This is a genomic window from Kiritimatiellia bacterium (assembly GCA_026417735.1).
Taxonomy (GTDB): Bacteria; Verrucomicrobiota; Kiritimatiellia; order PWTM01; family PWTM01; genus CAACVY01.
Genome location: JAOACR010000009.1, coordinates 62291 through 80175, shown reverse-complemented (window position 1 = coordinate 80175; position 17885 = coordinate 62291). Strand labels below are relative to the sequence as shown.

Here is a 17885-nt window from a genome sequence, read left to right as displayed (position 1 = left end):
GGACCCGGCGAGCCAATGCGCTGGGAGGTCATCGGGTCTGCGCCGTCGCTGGCCGCGTCAGTGGGCGCGCTGCAGTGGGCCGTGATGTTTGCGGTGCCGGGTGCCGCGTGGGCGTGGGCGCTGCGGCGGCCGGATGGCCGGGCTGTCCCCGGGCCGCTTGCGCGCACGCTGATCGCCGGTCTGGCGGTGAATCTTGGGCTGGTGCTCGCGCTCGGTGCGGCGGGATGCTACACGCCGGTCGCGGAGCTGGCCGCGCTGGCGGGTGTGACCGCGATCGGGGTGGCAGCGGGTGGGCGCCGGTGCCGGCCGGACGCTGGCGGGGCGCTCGGCGCTCTGCTGCTGCTGGCGGCCGGCGCGCTGGTAACGATCGCTTGGCCCCGCCGCGGAGAGTGGATTCTCGGTGGTTGGGACCCCGGCGTGTACGTGCACCAGGGAGTCACGCTGGAACGGCACCACACCCTTGGGCCGGTGCCCGACCGGTTGCTGGCCGCCCTGCAGCCGGACGAGATTGCGCTGTTCACGCGGCCGGAGCACTCAGAACTAGTGCTTCTGCCGGGCGTACCGATCGACGCCGACCAACGTCTGCTGGTGCCTGCCTTTCCCCATGCGAATGCGGCCTGGATTGCGCGCGCGCAACGGTGCATGGGGCTGCGGGGCGCGGTAAGGGCAAACCATCTGGCCGCGTGGGTGGCGCTGCTGCTGACTCCGGTTGCGGCGCGCTCGCTGGGTCTGAGCCGGCGCGCCGGCTGGCTGGCCGCCGCAACGCTGGCGATGCACCCCGTTGTGGTTCAGCACACTGCGTTCCCCACCTCGGAGCTTTTGCATCTGGCGTTGCTGCAGGGCATGGCCTCGCTGTGGCCGTTGCGCCGGGCACCGGGCGCCGCGATGGGCGTCTCGGCGTTGATGCTGCTGGCGGTGGTGAACCGTCCGTCGTTCCTGCCCTTTGGCGGGATGCTCACCGCGCTGGCCGCCGTGGAGGAAGCCGCGGAGCGGCGGCGGCGCGCGGTGCGATGGCGACGGCTGCTGCAGGTGGTGGCGCTCGCAGGCGGCGCGATGTTCGTGATGAAGTGGAACGCCACGCTGCTTTCGCGGTGGGGTGCGGCCACGACATGGCTGGCCGCTGGCTTCGTTGCGGGCGGCGGCGTGGCGGTGCTGGTGGACCTGGCCGCCTCCGTCTCGGTGCGGTTGCGCCGGCTCGCCGCCCACCCGGGGCTGGGCGGCGGATTGATGGGGCTGGCCGCGCTGGCGATGGGTGTGGCGTGGGGTGCCACACAGGTCCTCTCGTCGAACGCAGCGCTGGCTGCGCGCGCTTGGGCGGCCGGCGCAGCGGTGTATGCGGGTGCGCCGTTTTTGCTGGCTGCGGCGCTGGGGTGGGCGCTCGTCGCGCTGCGGCGCGATGCGGGTGAGGCTCCGCTGCGCACATGGTTGGCGTTCCTGCTGTTCTGCGTCGCGGCCGCGCTCGCGGTGCCGCAGATCACAATTTGGTGGCCCTGGGCGAGCCGCCGGCTGCTGGAGGCGGCGCTGCCCGCCGTCGCGCTCGGCGTCGGCGCAGTGCTGGACCGGCTGGGCGCGGTCTGGCCTGCGCCTCATGCGCGCTGGCGTCCCGCCGCGCTCACGTTGGCGCTGGGACTGGTCGTTCTGCCCAGTGCGGGGCGGTGGCGTGCGGCGGTGTGCGCCGCCGAATACAACGGCGCGACGGCCGCACTGGCGCCGGTCATTGCGCGGCTCGGCCCCCGCGATCTGGTGGTGGCCGACCACTTTTGGTGGGCGGCACCGCTGCGGTTTCTCGCCGACGTGCCGGTCGTCAATGGTGAGCTGTTCTGGGCGGCCGAGGACGACGGCGACCGGCAGCGGCTCGCGATGACGGTGCTCGCGCGCCTGCGCCGCGAGGGTTGGCGAATCCGCCTACTGAGCTCAACGGACAAGGCGCTCGCCATCTACCCCCTTCGCTGGGAGGGTGCGCGGCTGGAGGTGGATGCGGGACGGTGGACCGCCGGCGAGCTGCTCCAGCACCCCCGCGCGCGCGGCTACACGATGCGCCAGCGCGAGCGCCGCTTCCGTTTGTTCAACTGGGAGCCGCCTTGTTCAACTGGGAGCCGCCGCCGACCGGTTGACCACGCCGCTGGGCTCTGAGAGCCGCGAGGCTGCGTCCAAGCGTTGGAAACCCGCTCGCCGCACCGTTCCAACCCTTGGATGCGTCGCGCGTCGCAACCGCATGTACTTTGGCCCGTCGCGAGAGAGGCGACGACCCGATCGCGGCCCGGCTGCGGCTCAGCGCGCGTAAACCGGCCGACGATGATAGTGAGTGTGAAGCAGCTCGTGCGCCCGCGCGCTCAGCGGCGCGCCCAGGAACTCCGCGTAGAGCTTTTGAATGTACGGGTTCTGATGTGAGCACCGCTTCTGGCTCATCGCGTCATCTTGGTAGATGCCGGACGCGCGCCGGCGGCGCACCTCGTCGTCAGCGCCGTAGGGCTGGCCACCGCCGCCCACGCAGCCGCCGCGGCAGGCCATCACCTCGATGAAGTGATAGGCCGGCTCCTCGCCGCGTCGCCGGCTTTCGCGCACGCGGTCGAGCACTGTCTCGATGTTGCTCATCCAATGCGCGGCAGCGACGCGCAGCGTCCGCCCAGCGATTTCGAACGTCGCCTCCTTTACGCCCTCCAGGCCGCGCAGCGGCAGGAAGTTGATGTCGGGCGCCTCGCGCTTGGTGATGAGGTAGTGCGCGGTGCGCAGCGCCGCCTCCATCACGCCGCCCGTCGCGCCGAAGATCGTGCCCGCGCCGGTGTAGTAGCCGAGGATCGAGTCGGCCTCTTCGTCGGGCAGCTCGACGAAGTCGATGCCGCACTCCTTGATCATGCGCGCCAGCTCGCGTGTGGTGATCGAGACGTTCACGTAGGGCCGCTCGCCGTCGAACATCTCGCGAGAACGGATGATCTCGAACTTCTTCGCGGTGCAGGGCATCACGGAGACCATGTAGATCTTCGCCGGATCGAGCCCCTTCACCTGCGCGTAATAGGTTTTTGCCATCGCGGCGAGCATCGCGTGCGGGGATTTTGCGGTGGAGAAGTTGTCGATGAAGTCCGGCGCGTACTTCTCCATGTAGTCGGTCCAGGCGGGGCAGCAACTGGTGATCAGCGGCAGCGGCCCCGCGCCGTGGAGGAAGCGCTGCACGAATTCCGTGGCTTCCTCCATGATGGTGAGGTCCGCGCCAAAGTTCGTGTCGAACACCGCCCGGAAGCCGAGCCGGCGCAGCGCGGCGTAGGTCTTGCCGGTCAGCACGGTGCCCGGCTCGTAGCCGAACGCTTCGCCGATCGCGACGCGGACCGCCGGCGCGATCTGCACCACGCAGTGGAGATCGGGGTTTTGCAGCGCGCGCCAGACGCGGTCGGTTTCGTCGTGCTCGTAAATTGCGCCGACCGGGCAGTGCGCGCTGCACTGGCCGCAGCGGATGCAGGGGCTCTCCGCCAGCTGGATATCGCCGGTGGGGGCCAGCCGCGTCGAGTCACCGCGGCCGACAAACTCGAGCGCCCAGACGTTTTGCATCTGCTGGCAAACGATCGCGCACCGACCGCATTTCACGCACTTTTCGGGGTTCAGCACCACCGCGCGGGTGGAGTCGTCGGTGGGCAGTCGGGTGATGCGCGACGCAAACGGCACCTCCCGGATCCCGAAGTCCGCCGCCAGCCGTTGTAGCTCGCAATTGCCGTTGCGGGGGCACCGAAGGCAGTCGTTCGGATGGGTTGAGAGAATCAACTGCAGCACCGACTTGCGCACCCGCACGATTTCCGGATCGTGCGTAGTGATCTTCATGCCGTCTTCGACCGGCGTCGCGCAGGCGCGCAGCATCTTTGGCGAGCCTTCGACCTTGACGACGCAAATGCCGCAGGCGGCCCATGCGGGCAGGTCCGGATGGAAGCAGAGCCGTGGCACGCGGATGCCGATCTGTTCGGCCGCGCGCAGGATCGTGGTGCCCTCGGGCACCTCGCACTCCATGCCGTTGATTTCGGCCTTCACGGTTGTGAGGGGGGTGGCGGTGGTCATGAGAGCCTCCTTCAGGTGCGAAGCACCGCACCGAACTTGCACGCGGCGAAGCACTCCCCGCACTTGATGCAGCGGGTGAGGTCAATCACGTGCGGTTTGCGGCGCTCGCCGCTGATGCAGTTGACCGGACAGCGCCGCGCGCAGAGCGTGCAGCCGATGCACTTGTCCGGCAAAATCGTGTAGGTGACGAGCGCGCGGCAGCGCCCCGCGGGGCAGCGCTTGTCCTTGATGTGCACCCGGTACTCTTCGCCAAAATACCGCAACGACGAGAGCACCGGGTTGGGCGCGGTCTGACCGAGGCCGCACAGCGACGCCTTCTGCATCGCATGCGCGACGGTGTGGATCTGCTCAATGTGCGCGACCGTCGCGCGACCCTCGGTGATATCGGTGAGCAAGTTGAACATCGTGCGGCCACCGATCCGGCAGGGTGCGCACTTGCCGCAGGACTCGTCCACCGTGAATTCGAGATAGAACTTGTTCACGTCCACGATGCAATCGTCTTCGTCCATCACAATCAGGCCACCGGAGCCCATGATCGAGCCGAGCTTCGCGAGCGACTCGTAATCGATCGGGGTGTCGAGGAACTGCTCCGGGATCACGCCGCCGGAGGGGCCGCCGGTCTGCGCGGCCTTGAAACGGCGCCCGCCCTTGATGCCGCCACCGATGTCGAAGATGATTTCGCGCAACGTCGTGCCCATCGGCACCTCGATGAGGCCCGAGTTGTTGACCTTCCCGGTCAGCGCGAACACCTTCGTGCCTTTCGACGTTTCGGTCCCGATCGAAGCAAACCACGCGCCGCCCTTCAGAATGATCACCGGGATGTTCGCGAACGTTTCGACGTTGTTGATCACGGTCGGCCGCCCCCACAGGCCGCGGACCGCCGGATAGGGTGGGCGGGGCACCGGCATGCCGCGCTTGCCCTCGATCGAGGCGATCAACGCGGTTTCCTCCCCGCAGACGAATGCGCCGGCGCCAAGACGCAGTTCGACGTCGAAGTCGAACCCGGTACCCAGGATGTCGCGGCCCAGCAGCCCCATCTCGCGTGCCTGGCGGATCGCAATTTCGAGCCGGTGGATCGCCAGCGGATATTCCGCGCGGATGTAGATGTAGCCCTGGTGCGCGCCGACCGCGTAGCCCGCAATCGCCATGGCCTCGAGCACGGAGTGGGGGTCACCCTCGAGCGTGCTGCGGTCCATGTAGGCGCCGGGGTCGCCCTCGTCGGCGTTACAGATGACGTACTTGGTGTCCGCCGACGCGTTTTTTGTAAACACCCACTTCTTCCAAGTCGGGTAGCCGGCACCGCCCCGCCCCCGCAGGCCGGAGGTGCGTAGCTCCGCGATCACGTCGTCAGGCGTCATCGAGGTCAACACCTTCGCGAGCGCTTCGTAGCCCTCGCGGGCGATGTATTCCTCGATGTTTTCGGGATCGATGATGCCGCAGTTGCGCAGCACGATTCGGAACTGCTTCTGGTAGAAGGGGATGTCCGCGAAGGAACCGGGCCGCGCGCCGCCGTACAGCAGGCGCTGCACCGGTCGCCCCTTCGCGAGGTGCTCGGCGACGATCTCGTCAGCGTCCTCCGGGCGGACCTGCACATAGAGCGATTCGTCGGGCAGCACTTTTACGACGGGCCCCTGTGCACAGAAGCCAAAACAACCCGTCCGGACAACCTGAACCCGCCCCTCAAGGCCGTGAGTGCGGACCGCAGCGTTCAGGCGGTTGTAGATCTCACGGCTGCGGCAGGAGTCGCAGGCGGTGCCCGCACACACCAATACAAAGTGGGAGTACGCCATGGCGGGACTCACTTTCCGGAGCTGCGCAGGTGCGGCGCGATATCCGGCGCCGGCCGATCATACACGTGGTCGTCCACCAGACGGCCGGCGAGGATGTGCTCCTCGACGATCCGGCGGGCGACCTCGGCGGTGACACGACCGTAGATGGTCGGCGGCATGCCGGCGATGCGGACCTCGACCGTCGGTTCGGAGTAGCACAGGCCCATGCAGCCGGTCTGGCGCACGACCACGTCGCCGCGCTGGTGCCGATTCAGCGCCTCGATGAACGCGTCGAGTGCTTCCCGCGCGCCGGCTGCGATGCCGCAGGTGCCCATGCCGACCACAATTTCACCGGTGGCGCCCTCCGCGCTTTGGCGGCGCGCGATCGTCTGCTGTGCCCGTTCCCGCAGTGCGCGAAGTTCTTCCAGTGTCAGTTTGCCCATGATCTGTTCTCCTCAAGGCCGGCAACCGCAAGCGCGGCCGGCGCCCTGGCCGGCGGTGGCATGTTTTCCGCCAGCTCGTGCCGGAGCCGTTGCAGCCGGTCCGCCCGGATCGGCGCCGGCGCCCCGAGCAGGTCGAGGTTGTCGGCCACGCAAAGCCGGCCGTTGTCCTCGTGCAGCCATTGCATCGCGATGCCCCGCTCGGCGGCCATCGCCAGTGACGTTGCGATGGCCGCGGCCCAATCACCGGCCGGCGGCGCGTCGGGGTGGCGTGTATCCAACGCCAAGCGCACGAGCGTGCCCTGACCGGGCATGGACTCCACCGCCAGCTCCCCGCCGGCCTGTTGCACAATCTGGTGCAGCAGTGGCAGGCCCAGATGGGGCCGGCGAGCGGGATGCTTGCGCGGGTCACCGCCTGCAAAAGGGTCAAACAGCGCGTCGCAGTGGGCTCGATCGAGTCCGGGGCCGTCATCGGCAACCTCTGCTTCGATCCAGGAGCCCCGCTTGCTCAGATGAACCCGAATCGCCCGAGCGCCGGCCTCGATCGCGTTCGAGACCGGTTCTAACATCCAGTCGGCCAGCGTCGCATGCATCATCCACCTCGATGCTTGGCGACAATGTCGGCCAGCTGGTCTTTCGTCAGCCGGCCGTAGACCTGTCCGTCCACCGTCAGCACCGGCGCCAGGCCGCAGCAACCGATGCACCGGACAGCCTCAATCGAAAACTCGCCATCCGCGGTGGTCTGGTTCAGACCGATGCCGAGGATGGTTTCGAGCTCCTTGATCAGGTCCTCGCCCCCCTTGAGGTAGCAGGCCGTGCCCATGCACACCGCGATCTGATGACGTCCGGGCTTGCGCAGCTTGAAGAAGTGGTAGAAGGTCACCACGCCGTAGATTTTCGCCAGGGGCACATCGAGGCGGGCAGCCACTTCAAACGCGACATCGCGCGGCACGTACCCGTAGTGCTCCTGCACCCGGTGCAGCACCATAATCAGGTTGCCCGGTCTGGTCTTCCATTCCTCGATGTACCGGGACAGATCTTCCGGCAGTTCGATCGAACGATCCGGCAGCGCCGTCAGTTCTTCGTGCGTGTCCATGGTCTAATGTCTCGCTAGGTTTTAGCCTACCGGCTGAAACCAATGCCGTCTCATGATAGCAGAAACAGCCTTGCATTCAAGAAGGATGTGGCGCGTAATTGCGGGCGTCGCACTGTGAATATGTGAAAATCTTCACAATTGAACTTGCATGGGCGGTCGTATTGGCTAGAATGTTGTACTAAATAACCGGAGCACAACGCTGCATGAGTGCGACAAAAGAAGTTGTTGTTCGCCTGACCAAGTACAAGAACGTACTGGAGAAGCTCCGTTCGCTGGGTTTCGTGAAGGTGTTTTCCGACAATTTGGCGGACGCGGTCGGTGTATCCCCGGCCTTGGTGCGCAAGGACTTCTCTGTCTTCGGGCTGACGGGGAAGAAGAGGGCCGGGTATCAGGTGGATGACCTGATCGCGCAGCTCAACCGGATTCTGGGGGTGGACGAGGTTCAGCGGGTGATCGTGGTTGGCTGCGGAAAGATCGGGACCGCGCTGATGCGATATCGGGGGTTTGCGCGCGAGCGCATCCGGGTGGTGGCCGGCTTCGACGTGGATCCCTCGAAGATTGATCCGAACGCTCCGATCCCGATCCGCGACATCAACGAGATGCCGTATGTGGTGAAGAGCGAAAAAATCCAGGTGGCGATTCTCGCGGTGCCGGAGACGGTGGCGTCGCAGGTGGCCGAACAGCTGATCGCGGCGGGGATCCGGGGGATCCTGAACTTCGCGCCGATTCTGTTGAAGAGCCAGAACAACGTGGTCGTGCAGAATATCAACATCGCGCTGGAGTTGGAGAATCTGTTCTGTCTGCTGCGGTTCGCCGAGCAGGGGCTGGAGCGGGGGCGGCCATGACGCTGGACGATGCGCGGCGGGCGCTGGGGGCGGAAGAGATCCACGTACCGGATGCGGCGCGCGCACGGGTGCTGGCGGGCGTCGTGGCGACCGATCTGATGAGCGATCTGCTCACCGCGGATCGCACCGGCCATCTGGTGCTGACCGCACTGGCATCAGATCAGGCCGTGAGAACCGCGGATCTGGTGGGAGCCGCGGCGGTGATCGTGGTCAACGGCAAACCGCTGCCGGCCGGTATGGTGGAGCTGGCGCGCGAGCTCGGCATGCCCCTGTTGCGATGCCGGCGCCCGATGTTTGAGGCCTGCGCGGTGCTCGCCCGCGCGACAGGCGGCTGACGCCGCGGTTGCCGCGGAGCGGCCGATGGCCGTGCTGCCCATTCCGGCGGATCAGGTTCCGCTGATTCTGCAGGACCTGTTGTTCCGGCTGAAAGTGCGGGATGTGATGACGCGCGAGCTGATCACCGTTCGCCGTACCGATTCGATGCGCTATGCCCGAGCGCTGATGAAGAGTCACGGCATCACCGGCCTGCCGGTGGCGGAGCGCGATCGACTCTACGGCATCGTGAGCATGGATGACGTGATCACCGTGATGGAGCACGGCCAGCTCGACGAGCCGGTTGGCGCGCACATGACCGAGCGGGTCGTCGTGCTCGAGGATGACATGCCGCTGTCGTTCGGCGCCTCCTACTTCGAAAAGTACCGCTTCGGTCGTTTCCCCGTGTTGGACCGGGACGGTCGGCTCTGTGGGATTTTGACCAGCCGCGACATCAGCGCCTCGCTGCTGATTGAGCTGTACAAAGAGTATGCGAGGCTGGAAGCGAAAATGCCCGCGCCCGCACCGTGCGCGGTACCCGTTGAACAGCTGCGGTTTGCGGTGCGACGATACGACTTCGAAAACGCCGGCCGCGCCGCGCATGAAATCAAAAAGGCGCTCACCGCGCGCGGATTACCGCCGGAGCATGTTCGCCGTGCGGCGATCGCAGCGTATGAAATGGAGATGAACCTCGTCGTGCACTCCAACGGCGGTGCGATAGAAGCCCGCATCGAGCACGGTGTTGCGGAAATCACGGCGACGGACGACGGACCGGGCATCCCGGACGTCGAGCTAGCGATGCAGGATGGTTTTTCGACCGCGAACGACTGGGTTCGGTCACTGGGCTTCGGCGCCGGCATGGGGTTGGGCAACATCCGGCGAGTCGCGGACGAGTTTGCGATTCGCTCCGCGGTTGGCGAGGGCACCCGCGTGCGCGCGCTGATCCGTTGGCCTGTCTCCGCTGTGACGATGCCGCCGGAAGCGTCCCGATGAGCACGGTGTTGGACCTCTGGACGGCGCTGGGGAGTCTTGAAGTTCTGGTGGAGGGTGCGCCCCACGCGCCGGTGGTCGCCGGGTACACCTCCGACCTGCTCAGTGACGTGCTGGGCCATGCGCCTGCGGACAGCGTCTGGATCACCGTTCAGACGCACCGTGCCGTGATCGGCGTGGCGGCGGCGGTCGGAATCCGGGCGGTGCTCATCGCCCACGGCCGCCCGGTGCCGCCAGACACCATCGAGGCGGCGCGTGCGCAGTCGGTGGCGGTCGCTCGCTCGCCCTTGAGCCAGTACGAGCTGTCGTGGCGCGTGCACGCTGCGCTCACCAGGCGTGCCGGGTGAGAGCGGATCTGCACATTCACTCGTGCCTGTCCCCCTGCGGGGATCTTCGCATGTCACCCCGCGAGATCGCGTACCACGCCGCGGTCGCGGGTCTGCAGATGATTGCGGTGGTGGACCACAACGCGGGGTTGAACGCCCCGGCGAGTGCCCGGGCGGCCGCCGCGCGCGGGCTCGCGGTGCTGACCGGCGTCGAGGTCACGACGGTGGAGGAGCTCCACGTGCTGGCGTTGTTCGATGATCCGTTGGCCACGGTCGAGTTTGGCCGGCAGGCCACCGCCCGCTTGGCGAGCGTACCGGTGAGCCGTCTGACCGAGGTGGACCAGCCTGTGGTGAATGAAGAGGGGGAAATCGAGACCCTGGTGCCGGTCTGGCTCGGCGCGGCGACCGACTGGCCGCTCACCGAGCTCTGTGAAGCGATTTGCGCCGCGGGCGGACTGTGTGTTCCCTCCCATGTGGACCGTCCCGCCATGAGCGTGCTCTCGCAACTGGGGCGGATGCCGGAGCTACCCTTCGACGCCGTCGAGGTCAGCGACCGCTACGACTGTGCCCGGGATCCGGCCGGCCTGCGCGGGCGGTGGGCGATGATCCGCACCAGCGATGCGCATCACCCCGAGGAGATCGGGCGGGGTTGGACCGAGCTGCCGCTGGCCACCGGCCGGGTAGAGGACTGCCGCGCGGCGTTCGCGGAGCTGCGCGCCCGACAGCTCGCCGATCCGACGGCGGGACTGCCGCCACGGGTCGGCTTGTGACACCGCCGGTCAAGCCGTTACGATGGCGCGGTCTCCTGGCACGAGGGCGCACATGACCGCGATTCACACCAACGAGGCGCCCGCGCCGATCGGTCCCTATTCGCAGGGCGTGGTGGCGGGCGGCTGGGTCTGGACGGCCGGGCAGCTCGGAATCGAGCCGTGCAGCGGTTTGCTCGCCGACGGCTTCATCGCGCAGGCTCGACAGGCGCTGGCAAACGTCCGCGCCGTACTGGCAGCCGGGGGCGCGGCGCCGGCCGACGTAGTGAAAGTGACGGTGTTCCTGAAAGATCTGGCGAATTTCGGCGCGTTCAACGCGGTGTTTGAGGAGTTCTTCCGGCCTCCGTGGCCGGCGCGCGAAGTGATTCAGGCGGCGCGGCTGCCGCGCGATGCGGAAATCGAAATTTCTGTGGTCGCGCACCGCTCCGCATGACTGCAAACCACACATTTGCGTGCCACCGTCGGCTGACGCCTTGGGGGGTCGGCGTCGTTGCGGCGATGTGGCTGGCACTCGCCCGCGCCGCGCCGGGCGACCCGGCGGCCGAACTGCGAGCGCTCGCCGGTGGACCGGTCCGGTTGGTCTGGTCTCGCCAGGTCAGCGGAGAAGGCGGCGATCCGTTCGCTACGAATTCCTGGTATTCACTTATCGCGTTCGACACGGAGGCCGGTGGTGAGCGGGTGCTCGTGCCGGGTCCGCGCTCGGTCCGCAAGCCGCTGATCTCGCCGGATGGCGAGTGGGTCGTCTTTACCGACTACGCCCGAGGTCGGGTGATGGCAGTCCGCTTTGGCGGTGGAGAGGTGCGGGATCTGGCCGACGGGCACGCGGCCGACGTGTGGCGCGACCCGGCCGACGGCCGCCTCTGGGTCTTTGCGGTGCGCGGTCCGCTAGAGTCGGAGGCGTTTCTCGGATCGCCAGCGGTCCGGTTCCCGTTGGATGCGCCGTCCGACGAGCGGCTGGTGTGGACGAAGACTCCGGTCAGCGTGGACAATTTTCAGGTGACCGCCGACGGTGCCCGCGCGGCGGCGCTCGCACCGTGGCCGACCGCTGCCTGGCTCGAGTTGCCGGACGGCGCGATGAAACGAGTCGGGCGCGGCTGCTGGACCTCCCGGGCGCCGGACGATTCCCGGCTGATGTGGTTGTTCGATGGCGCGCATCGCAACCTTCTGATCTGCTCGTTGCGCGACAACCGCCGTTGGACGGTACCGGTGAACACGGCCCTGGGCATGCAAGGGGCCGAAGTCTACCACCCCCGCTGGGGGCGGCCGGCCCATCTGTTCGCGTTGACCGGTCCGTACCTCGCCGGGAGCGGGCCGACCCGCATTCACTTCGGCGGGCCCCGCGTGGAGGTGTTCGTTGGCCGGTTTGCCGCCGCGTTTGACCGTGTTGACGCGTGGGTGCAGGTGACGCGCAACGACACCGCCGATTACTTTCCCGACGTCTGGAGTACGGCGGCTCGGCCCCCGCCGCAGGTCCAGACCGAACGCACTGCGAAAACGCCCGCATTGACGCCCCCCGTCCGCCACGTGATCGAGGCGCGCGTTGTCGCACTGACCCGCACGCCCACCGCCGCCGAAATTCGTCCGTACGACCGGGCGCTGATTGCGTTTGAGTACGAGGTGCTGCGAACACTCGAGGGCCCCCCGATGCAGGGCCGCATTCTGGTGCTCCACTGGGGCGTTCGCGACCGAAAGCCCGTCGCGCCCCGGCGCCGCCTCGGCGAAACCGTGCAACTTGCGTTGGAGCCCTACGAGGCCCACCCGGAGCTGGAGGGGGAACGAATCGTGATGGACATGGCCGACGAAGGCCGTCCACAGTTCATCGAGGTGCCGCACTGACGCGGCACGGCAATGGTCTTCAGCTCGCACATTTTTCTGTTTGTGTTCCTGCCGCTGGCGCTGGCCGGCTACTACCTGCTGCCGCGCCGCGCGCGCAATGCCTTCCTAACTGCGGTCAGCTACGTGTTCTATGGATGGTCGAACCCGGCGTTCGGGCTGCTGATGCTGCTTTCGACACTGATTGATTACGTCGCCGGGCTTCTGATCTCCGGCCAGTGGCGCCCCGCGGCCTGGCGCCGACCGGTGGAGATGCTGACGCCGGGCGGGCCGCGTACGCGGCTGCAACGCCTGGGCGTGACCCTCAGCGTCCTCTCGAATCTCGCGCTGCTCGGCTTCTTCAAGTACTTCAATTTCCTTGTGGATTCCTGGAACGGCCTTGCCGCCGCGCTGGGCCGGCCCGGCGCTGCGATCGAGACTTCGCTGCGGGTTGTGCTGCCGCTGGGCATCAGCTTCTACACGTTTCAGTCGATGTCCTACTCGATCGACGTGTATCGCGGCCACGCGCGCGCGATCCGCAATTTTGTGGACTTCGCCTGTTACGTGGCGATGTTTCCACAGCTGGTCGCCGGTCCGATCATCCGCTTCGCAGAGGTCGCGCGGCAGCTCACCGCCCGACGCGAATCGGTGGAAAAGTTCGCGCGGGGCTCCGCGTTCTTCGCGCTCGGTCTCGCAAAAAAGGTATTGCTCGCGAACCCGTGCGGGAAGATCGCGGATCTCGTATTCGACTCCGCGGGAGGCGCGGGCGCGCTCGACGCCTGGTATGGCGTCACCGCCTACGCGTTTCAAATCTACTTCGATTTTTCCGGCTATTCGGACATGGCGATCGGCCTCGGTTTGATGTTCGGCTTTGTGTTTGCGAAGAACTTTGATTCACCCTACCGCTCCGCCTCGATCACCGAGTTCTGGCGTCGGTGGCACATCTCGCTGTCCAGCTGGCTGCGCGACTACCTCTATGTGCCGCTGGGGGGCAACCGCCGCGGGCCCATGCGCACCGCAGTGAACCTTGCGATCGTGATGCTGCTGGGTGGCCTCTGGCACGGCGCGGCGTGGACCTTCGTGCTGTGGGGCGCCTATCACGGCGCCTGGCTGATTCTGGAACGGGCACTGGGCCGCCGGCCGCTGTATCACCGGCTGCCCACGCCGCTGCGCGTCGCGCTGACGTTTGTGATCGTACTAGGTTCGTGGGTGCTATTTCGCTCGCCGGACCTGTCGGCCGCGTTCGCGATGTTCCGTGCGATGGCCGGCGTCACCCCAACGTGGCCGGCGGCGGGCGCGATCGGCGGGCTGATCTATGCGCCGCTCCACGCCGGCACCTGGGCGGCAGCGGCGCTGGTGACATGGCTGGCACCCAGCACATGGGACTGGACCCGGCGACTGCCCGCGTGGAAGCTGATCGTCGCGCTCGGACTGGCACTGGCCTCGATCGCGGTGCTCAGTACACAGGCCTACAATCCCTTCATCTACTTCATCTTCTGATGACCCAGCCTCCGCCATCTGCGCAGCCCGCCGGCCGGCCAACCCGCGAGGAACTCGCGCTGACGGAAATCGGCCACACGGAGATCTCACCCGCCGCAGCGCGCGTCGCAATGGTGGTGGTGACGGTGGGACTGGCGCTTGCGCCGCTGGCGGAAATCGCCCGGGACTTCGTCGACTACCGGCGCGGGGAGCGCCCGTCCCCCTGGCCGACCATTGCCGGAATTGGGCCGGTCATCGCGGATGCAGTGATCGCATGGAGCGCGGCGCCGGGCGGGCTGTTGAATCGCATGCTGGAGGCCAATCACGTTTTGCGCATCGGTCTGCAGCGGTATGAGGACGAACTGGAGGAAGCCTCGTGGTTCCGGGAGCGAGTGCAACCGGCGACGCAGTGGCTGCTGTGCCGGCTTCTGCGAGCGGGCAACGAGCCGACGCTGATCGGCCGCTCCGGTGTGCTGTATTACGGTCCCGAGCTCGAGCACCTCGCCGGCGCGGGATTCCTCGACCCTGGGCAGTTGGAACGGCGGCGCCGTAGCGGGGATCGCTGGACGCCCGCGCCGCAGCCCGACCCTGTCGCCGCGATCGTCGAGTTCCGCGATCAGCTCGCTGCGCGGGGCATCCATCTGATCGTGATGCCGGTGCCAGTGAAGATCGGTGCTTGGCCGGCTGGTTTCACCGACCGGAGGTTGGGGAGCCCGCCATTGCGTAATCGGAGCTGGCCGCAGTTTCGTGCCGCGCTCGAACGGCATCAGGTGGAAATTCTGGACATCGCGGAGGTGATGCGAAACTTCCCCCCCGACCTGCGCGCCGGTCCTTACTTGCGGACCGACACCCATTGGCGGCCGGAAACGATGGAGGCGATCGCGGCAGCGTTGGCGCAGCGTATCCGGCCGCGCCTGCCAGCTGTGCCGCCAACCACCTACCGCGCGAGCCCCGCGTTGGTGACAAATCGGGGGGATCTGGCGGTCATGCTGAATCTGCCCGCCTCTGCTCCCTGGCCTGCCCCGGAAGTGGCGGCAATCCGCCAGGTGATCAGTCCGGATGGCCGTCCGTGGACGTCCGATCCCACGGCGGAGGTGCTGCTGCTCGGCGACAGTTTCGCGAACATTTTCTCGCTGGACTCGATGCGCTGGGGCTCCGCTGCGGGGCTCGCCGAGCATCTCTCGCTCGCGCTCCAGCGGCCGGTGGATCGGATGGTCCGCAACGACGCGGGTGCGTACGCGACCCGCCACCTGCTCTTCGGCGAATTGCGCCGACGGCCGGAACGGCTGGCAAACAAACGGGTCGTCGTCTGGCAGTTTTCGGAACGAGAGCTTTCGTTGGGCGACTGGAAGCTTCTGAGCTGGCCGCCGAGGGCCGATCGTGCGGCTGGAGGTGCCACGCCGTGACGCCGCGCAGCGGAGCGGGACGCCGTCGGGCCACCGCGGTGCTCGTCGTTCGCGAGGCGTTCGCAGCGTTTTCGCGCCACCGGCACGGCGACACCGCGGCGGTACTGACCTACTACGGGTTTTTGTCCTTCGTACCGCTGCTGCTGTTGGTATCGGTGGTGACGAGCCGCTGGATTCTGCGTTCGCCCGTGGCGGTCGAGGCAATTCGTGGCGCGGCGGACGCGTTGGTCGCCGGGTTGGGGGCGATGGCGCTGGACCAGATTGAAACGCTCGCCGCACAGCGCACCTGGAGCCTGGTCGGGCTGCTTGCGCTGTTTTGGTCCATTACGCCGTTTGCGGCTGCGATGCGTGGGGCGATGGCGCGCGTGTTCCAGCCCGATCGTCCGGTGGCGCTGTGGCGGGCGAAGCTGCGGGATGTGTTGGGCGCGCTGGTGCTGATTGCGGTGTTCTTGTTGCTCGTCGGCGGGCGGATCCTCTATGGCGCACTCGCCCGGCGGTTGCCGACGAGCCTGTCTGTCGCGGCCGCCGCGGTGCAGCTGGGTTTTTCGTTCGCGCTGGCGCTGGGCGCGCTCGGCGTGCTGTTCCGAGTGTTCGCGCCGGTGCGATTGCGCCGGGGCGAGCTGGTGTGCGGTGCGGTCATTTCCGCGGTGCTGTTGCTGGCGATCCGCCCGGCCTTCGCGGCGTTCCTCCGCTACAATCCCAGTTACGGATTTGCGTTCGGTTCACTGAAAGCGGTGTTCCTAATGCTCACCTGGGTGTACGTATCCTTCGCGGCGGTGCTGCTCGGCGCGGAAATCACCGCCGCGGCCCGACGGCGCGAGGTTGCGCTGCTGCAGCTGTTTTTGGTCGGGCGGGGTGCGGAGGGCGCCGCGCCGCTGGTGGAGCGCCACCTGCGGCGGTTCGGAGCAGGTGAGGTGCTGTTCCGCGAGGGGGACCACGGCGACGAAATGTATGTGCTGCGCCGCGGCACCGTGCGGCTGCGCCGCGGCACCACGACGCTGCGCGACATGCACGAGGGCGACTACTTCGGCGAGCTCGCGATGCTGCTCGATACGCCGCGCAGCGCGACCGCCGAGGCGGTCACCGACGGAGAGCTGGTCGTGATTCGACGGGACCAGTGGGAGATGATGTTGAGGGAACAGCCAGAACTGGCGCTGCCGCTCTTGCGGGAGCTGGCGGAACGCCTCCGTGCCACGGATGCACAGTTCGACGAGCGCGTGCCGGCGATGTCCAGTTCTGAGGTTCGCGCGGAAAAAGCAATGACCGGGTCCGACGAGGCGTCGACCCGGCGGGAGACCACACCATGACGGGCAAGTGGAGGACGTGGCTGCTGATCGCGGCGGTGAGCTGGGGGGGGGCGGCGGAGGGCGTGGAGAGCGGCGCGGTGGTGCGGCTCGAGGTGCGGGGCGATCCGCCGGGATTGAGCGAGTCCTTGCAGCGCGAGGCGCGGGCGGCCATCGACCGCGGGCTGCGATGGTTGCTGGCGCAGCAGTCCCCGACGGGGAGCTGGTCGAACGCGCAGTATCCCGCGCTCACCGCATTGCCGCTGTGGGCGCTCGCGAAGGCCGGAATGGCGGACTCGCCCGCGGCGCAGCGCGCAGTGGACTTCCTGCTCTCCTGTGCGCACGAGAACGGCGCGATCTACCGCGCGCCGGACCGGCCGGGCGGAGGGGGCGGGCTGCCCAACTACAACACTGCCATCAGCATGGTCGCGCTGCATCTCAGTGGGGACCCGCGGGCGACGCCCGTTGTGCTCCGCGCGCGGCGGTATCTCGCGCGCACGCAGCACCTCGGCGGCGATGTGTATTACGGAGGGATGGGTTATGACGCGGAGAGCGGGCGCCCCTACGCGGACCTTTCAAACTCGTATATTGCGTACGAGGCGATGCGCATGACCGAGTCCGCCGAGGACCTGCGGCGGGACGGCGGACCGCGGGCAGATCTGAACTGGGAGGCCGCGCGCGCCTTCATTCAGCGGACACAGAACGACGCACGCTTCAACCCCGCTCCCTGGGCGACCGATGATCCCGCAGATCGCGGCGGCTTCGTGTACCACCCCGAGCAGACGCGCGCCGGCACCACCACGAATGCGGCGGGCGTCGTGAAGTTTCGCTCGATGCGCGGAATGACGTATGCGGGCCTGCTGAGCTACATTTATGCGGACGTTGACCGCACGGATCCCCGCGTGGAGGCGACTGTCAACTGGATTGTGCGCAACTGGTCGCTCGATGCGAACAACCCGCGCGCGCCGGGTGAGGGGAAGACCGCGACGCAGGACGATCGCGAAGGCCTCTTCTACATGTACAATGTGATGGCGAAGGGGCTGGCGGCGTATGGTCAAGACGTATTTCGCCCGCCGAATGCCCCGCCGTTCAACTGGCGCGTGGAACTGATCCAGCGCTTGCTCGCCTTGCAGAAAACCGACCCGGCGACGGGTCTGGGGTACTGGGTGAACGATGTTGGCCGCTACTGGGAGTCGGACCCGGTGCTGGTCACCTCGTATGCGCTGATTGCGCTGCAGGTCGCGCTCGGCACCGACCCGGCCACAGGCGCGTGGCGGCCGTTGCCGGCGGGATCGTCCCGCTGAGACCCCGCGGCGTTC

Annotated in this window: 17 protein-coding genes; 12 read left to right on the top strand and 5 right to left on the bottom strand. The window is 67.5% G+C overall.

Annotated elements, in window-relative coordinates; all coding sequences use genetic code 11:
- Positions 1 to 15: 15 nt before the first annotated feature.
- Entirely contained in the window at positions 16 to 2133 is a 2118-nt protein-coding gene (locus N2652_04040; protein ID MCX7818368.1) for a hypothetical protein, read from the top strand.
- A 138-nt stretch (positions 2134 to 2271) separates the two neighbouring features.
- Here N2652_04040 and N2652_04035 read toward each other — a convergent pair whose 3' ends face one another.
- The 5 genes from N2652_04035 to N2652_04015 are packed head-to-tail and all read right to left on the bottom strand — an operon-like array spanning position 2272 to position 7346.
- A complete protein-coding gene (locus N2652_04035) occupies positions 2272 to 4041 on the bottom strand; it encodes an NADH-dependent [FeFe] hydrogenase, group A6 (GenBank protein MCX7818367.1) in 1770 nt (589 codons plus the stop codon).
- Between the two features lie 11 nt (positions 4042 to 4052).
- Positions 4053 to 5831 carry an NADH-quinone oxidoreductase subunit NuoF gene (locus N2652_04030; protein MCX7818366.1) on the bottom strand — a complete coding sequence of 593 codons (1779 nt, stop codon included), beginning with the start codon at positions 5829 to 5831 and terminating at the stop codon, positions 4053 to 4055.
- An 8-nt stretch (positions 5832 to 5839) separates the two neighbouring features.
- Positions 5840 to 6253, bottom strand: coding sequence for a (2Fe-2S) ferredoxin domain-containing protein (locus N2652_04025; protein MCX7818365.1), 414 nt, complete (start codon positions 6251 to 6253; stop codon positions 5840 to 5842).
- Positions 6241 to 6846 carry an ATP-binding protein gene (locus tag N2652_04020; GenBank protein ID MCX7818364.1) on the bottom strand — a complete coding sequence of 202 codons (606 nt, stop codon included), beginning with the start codon at positions 6844 to 6846 and terminating at the stop codon, positions 6241 to 6243. Before N2652_04020 ends, N2652_04025 begins: the two co-directional genes overlap by 13 nt.
- The gene (locus N2652_04015; GenBank protein MCX7818363.1) at positions 6843 to 7346 is read right to left on the bottom strand and encodes an NAD(P)H-dependent oxidoreductase subunit E; all 504 of its coding nucleotides are present in this window, start codon (positions 7344 to 7346) and stop codon (positions 6843 to 6845) included. The genes N2652_04020 and N2652_04015 overlap by 4 nt, the downstream gene beginning before the upstream one ends.
- Before the next feature lie 203 nt (positions 7347 to 7549).
- On the opposite strand from N2652_04015, the gene N2652_04010 reads away from it, so the two are divergent.
- Genes N2652_04010 through N2652_03960 form a run of 11 tightly spaced genes read left to right on the top strand, consistent with a single transcriptional unit; the run spans position 7550 to position 17870 of the window.
- The gene (locus N2652_04010) at positions 7550 to 8191 is read left to right on the top strand and encodes a redox-sensing transcriptional repressor Rex (protein MCX7818362.1); all 642 of its coding nucleotides are present in this window, start codon (positions 7550 to 7552) and stop codon (positions 8189 to 8191) included.
- A complete protein-coding gene (locus tag N2652_04005; GenBank protein ID MCX7818361.1) occupies positions 8188 to 8526 on the top strand; it encodes a PucR family transcriptional regulator ligand-binding domain-containing protein in 339 nt (112 codons plus the stop codon). Before N2652_04010 ends, N2652_04005 begins: the two co-directional genes overlap by 4 nt.
- Before the next feature lie 25 nt (positions 8527 to 8551).
- Positions 8552 to 9496, top strand: a complete 945-nt coding sequence (locus N2652_04000) for a CBS domain-containing protein (protein ID MCX7818360.1) — start codon at positions 8552 to 8554, stop codon at positions 9494 to 9496.
- A complete protein-coding gene (locus N2652_03995) occupies positions 9493 to 9840 on the top strand; it encodes a hypothetical protein (GenBank protein ID MCX7818359.1) in 348 nt (115 codons plus the stop codon). The genes N2652_04000 and N2652_03995 overlap by 4 nt, the downstream gene beginning before the upstream one ends.
- Positions 9837 to 10589 carry a PHP domain-containing protein gene (locus tag N2652_03990; GenBank protein ID MCX7818358.1) on the top strand — a complete coding sequence of 251 codons (753 nt, stop codon included), beginning with the start codon at positions 9837 to 9839 and terminating at the stop codon, positions 10587 to 10589. The genes N2652_03995 and N2652_03990 overlap by 4 nt, the downstream gene beginning before the upstream one ends.
- A gap of 52 nt (positions 10590 to 10641) precedes the next feature.
- The gene (locus N2652_03985) at positions 10642 to 11019 is read left to right on the top strand and encodes a Rid family detoxifying hydrolase (protein MCX7818357.1); all 378 of its coding nucleotides are present in this window, start codon (positions 10642 to 10644) and stop codon (positions 11017 to 11019) included.
- On the top strand, positions 11016 to 12422 hold the full coding sequence (locus tag N2652_03980) for a hypothetical protein (protein MCX7818356.1): 1407 nt from the start codon (positions 11016 to 11018) through the stop codon (positions 12420 to 12422). Before N2652_03985 ends, N2652_03980 begins: the two co-directional genes overlap by 4 nt.
- A gap of 12 nt (positions 12423 to 12434) precedes the next feature.
- A complete protein-coding gene (locus N2652_03975; GenBank protein MCX7818355.1) occupies positions 12435 to 13898 on the top strand; it encodes an MBOAT family protein in 1464 nt (487 codons plus the stop codon).
- Positions 13898 to 15283 carry a hypothetical protein gene (locus N2652_03970; GenBank protein ID MCX7818354.1) on the top strand — a complete coding sequence of 462 codons (1386 nt, stop codon included), beginning with the start codon at positions 13898 to 13900 and terminating at the stop codon, positions 15281 to 15283. Before N2652_03975 ends, N2652_03970 begins: the two co-directional genes overlap by 1 nt.
- On the top strand, positions 15280 to 16590 hold the full coding sequence (locus N2652_03965) for a YihY family inner membrane protein (GenBank protein MCX7818353.1): 1311 nt from the start codon (positions 15280 to 15282) through the stop codon (positions 16588 to 16590). The genes N2652_03970 and N2652_03965 overlap by 4 nt, the downstream gene beginning before the upstream one ends.
- Positions 16587 to 17870 (top strand): terpene cyclase/mutase family protein, encoded by a 1284-nt coding sequence (locus N2652_03960; protein ID MCX7818352.1) that lies wholly within the window; start codon positions 16587 to 16589, stop codon positions 17868 to 17870. The genes N2652_03965 and N2652_03960 overlap by 4 nt, the downstream gene beginning before the upstream one ends.
- Positions 17871 to 17885 lie beyond the last annotated feature (15 nt).

Excerpts from the sequence above, each read along its gene's own strand:
- N2652_04040 (MCX7818368.1), top strand. The coding sequence starts at position 16 with ATGCGCTGGGAGGTCATCGGGTCTGCGCCGTCGCTGGCCGCGTCAGTG.
- N2652_04035 (MCX7818367.1), bottom strand. The coding sequence starts at position 4,041 with ATGACCACCGCCACCCCCCTCACAACCGTGAAGGCCGAAATCAACGGC.
- N2652_04030 (MCX7818366.1), bottom strand. The coding sequence starts at position 5,831 with ATGGCGTACTCCCACTTTGTATTGGTGTGTGCGGGCACCGCCTGCGAC.
- N2652_04025 (MCX7818365.1), bottom strand. The coding sequence starts at position 6,253 with ATGGGCAAACTGACACTGGAAGAACTTCGCGCACTGCGGGAACGGGCA.
- N2652_04020 (MCX7818364.1), bottom strand. The coding sequence starts at position 6,846 with ATGATGCATGCGACGCTGGCCGACTGGATGTTAGAACCGGTCTCGAAC.
- N2652_04015 (MCX7818363.1), bottom strand. The coding sequence starts at position 7,346 with ATGGACACGCACGAAGAACTGACGGCGCTGCCGGATCGTTCGATCGAA.
- N2652_04010 (MCX7818362.1), top strand. The coding sequence starts at position 7,550 with ATGAGTGCGACAAAAGAAGTTGTTGTTCGCCTGACCAAGTACAAGAAC.
- N2652_04005 (MCX7818361.1), top strand. The coding sequence starts at position 8,188 with ATGACGCTGGACGATGCGCGGCGGGCGCTGGGGGCGGAAGAGATCCAC.
- N2652_04000 (MCX7818360.1), top strand. The coding sequence starts at position 8,552 with ATGGCCGTGCTGCCCATTCCGGCGGATCAGGTTCCGCTGATTCTGCAG.
- N2652_03995 (MCX7818359.1), top strand. The coding sequence starts at position 9,493 with ATGAGCACGGTGTTGGACCTCTGGACGGCGCTGGGGAGTCTTGAAGTT.
- N2652_03985 (MCX7818357.1), top strand. The coding sequence starts at position 10,642 with ATGACCGCGATTCACACCAACGAGGCGCCCGCGCCGATCGGTCCCTAT.
- N2652_03980 (MCX7818356.1), top strand. The coding sequence starts at position 11,016 with ATGACTGCAAACCACACATTTGCGTGCCACCGTCGGCTGACGCCTTGG.
- N2652_03975 (MCX7818355.1), top strand. The coding sequence starts at position 12,435 with ATGGTCTTCAGCTCGCACATTTTTCTGTTTGTGTTCCTGCCGCTGGCG.
- N2652_03970 (MCX7818354.1), top strand. The coding sequence starts at position 13,898 with ATGACCCAGCCTCCGCCATCTGCGCAGCCCGCCGGCCGGCCAACCCGC.
- N2652_03960 (MCX7818352.1), top strand. The coding sequence starts at position 16,587 with ATGACGGGCAAGTGGAGGACGTGGCTGCTGATCGCGGCGGTGAGCTGG.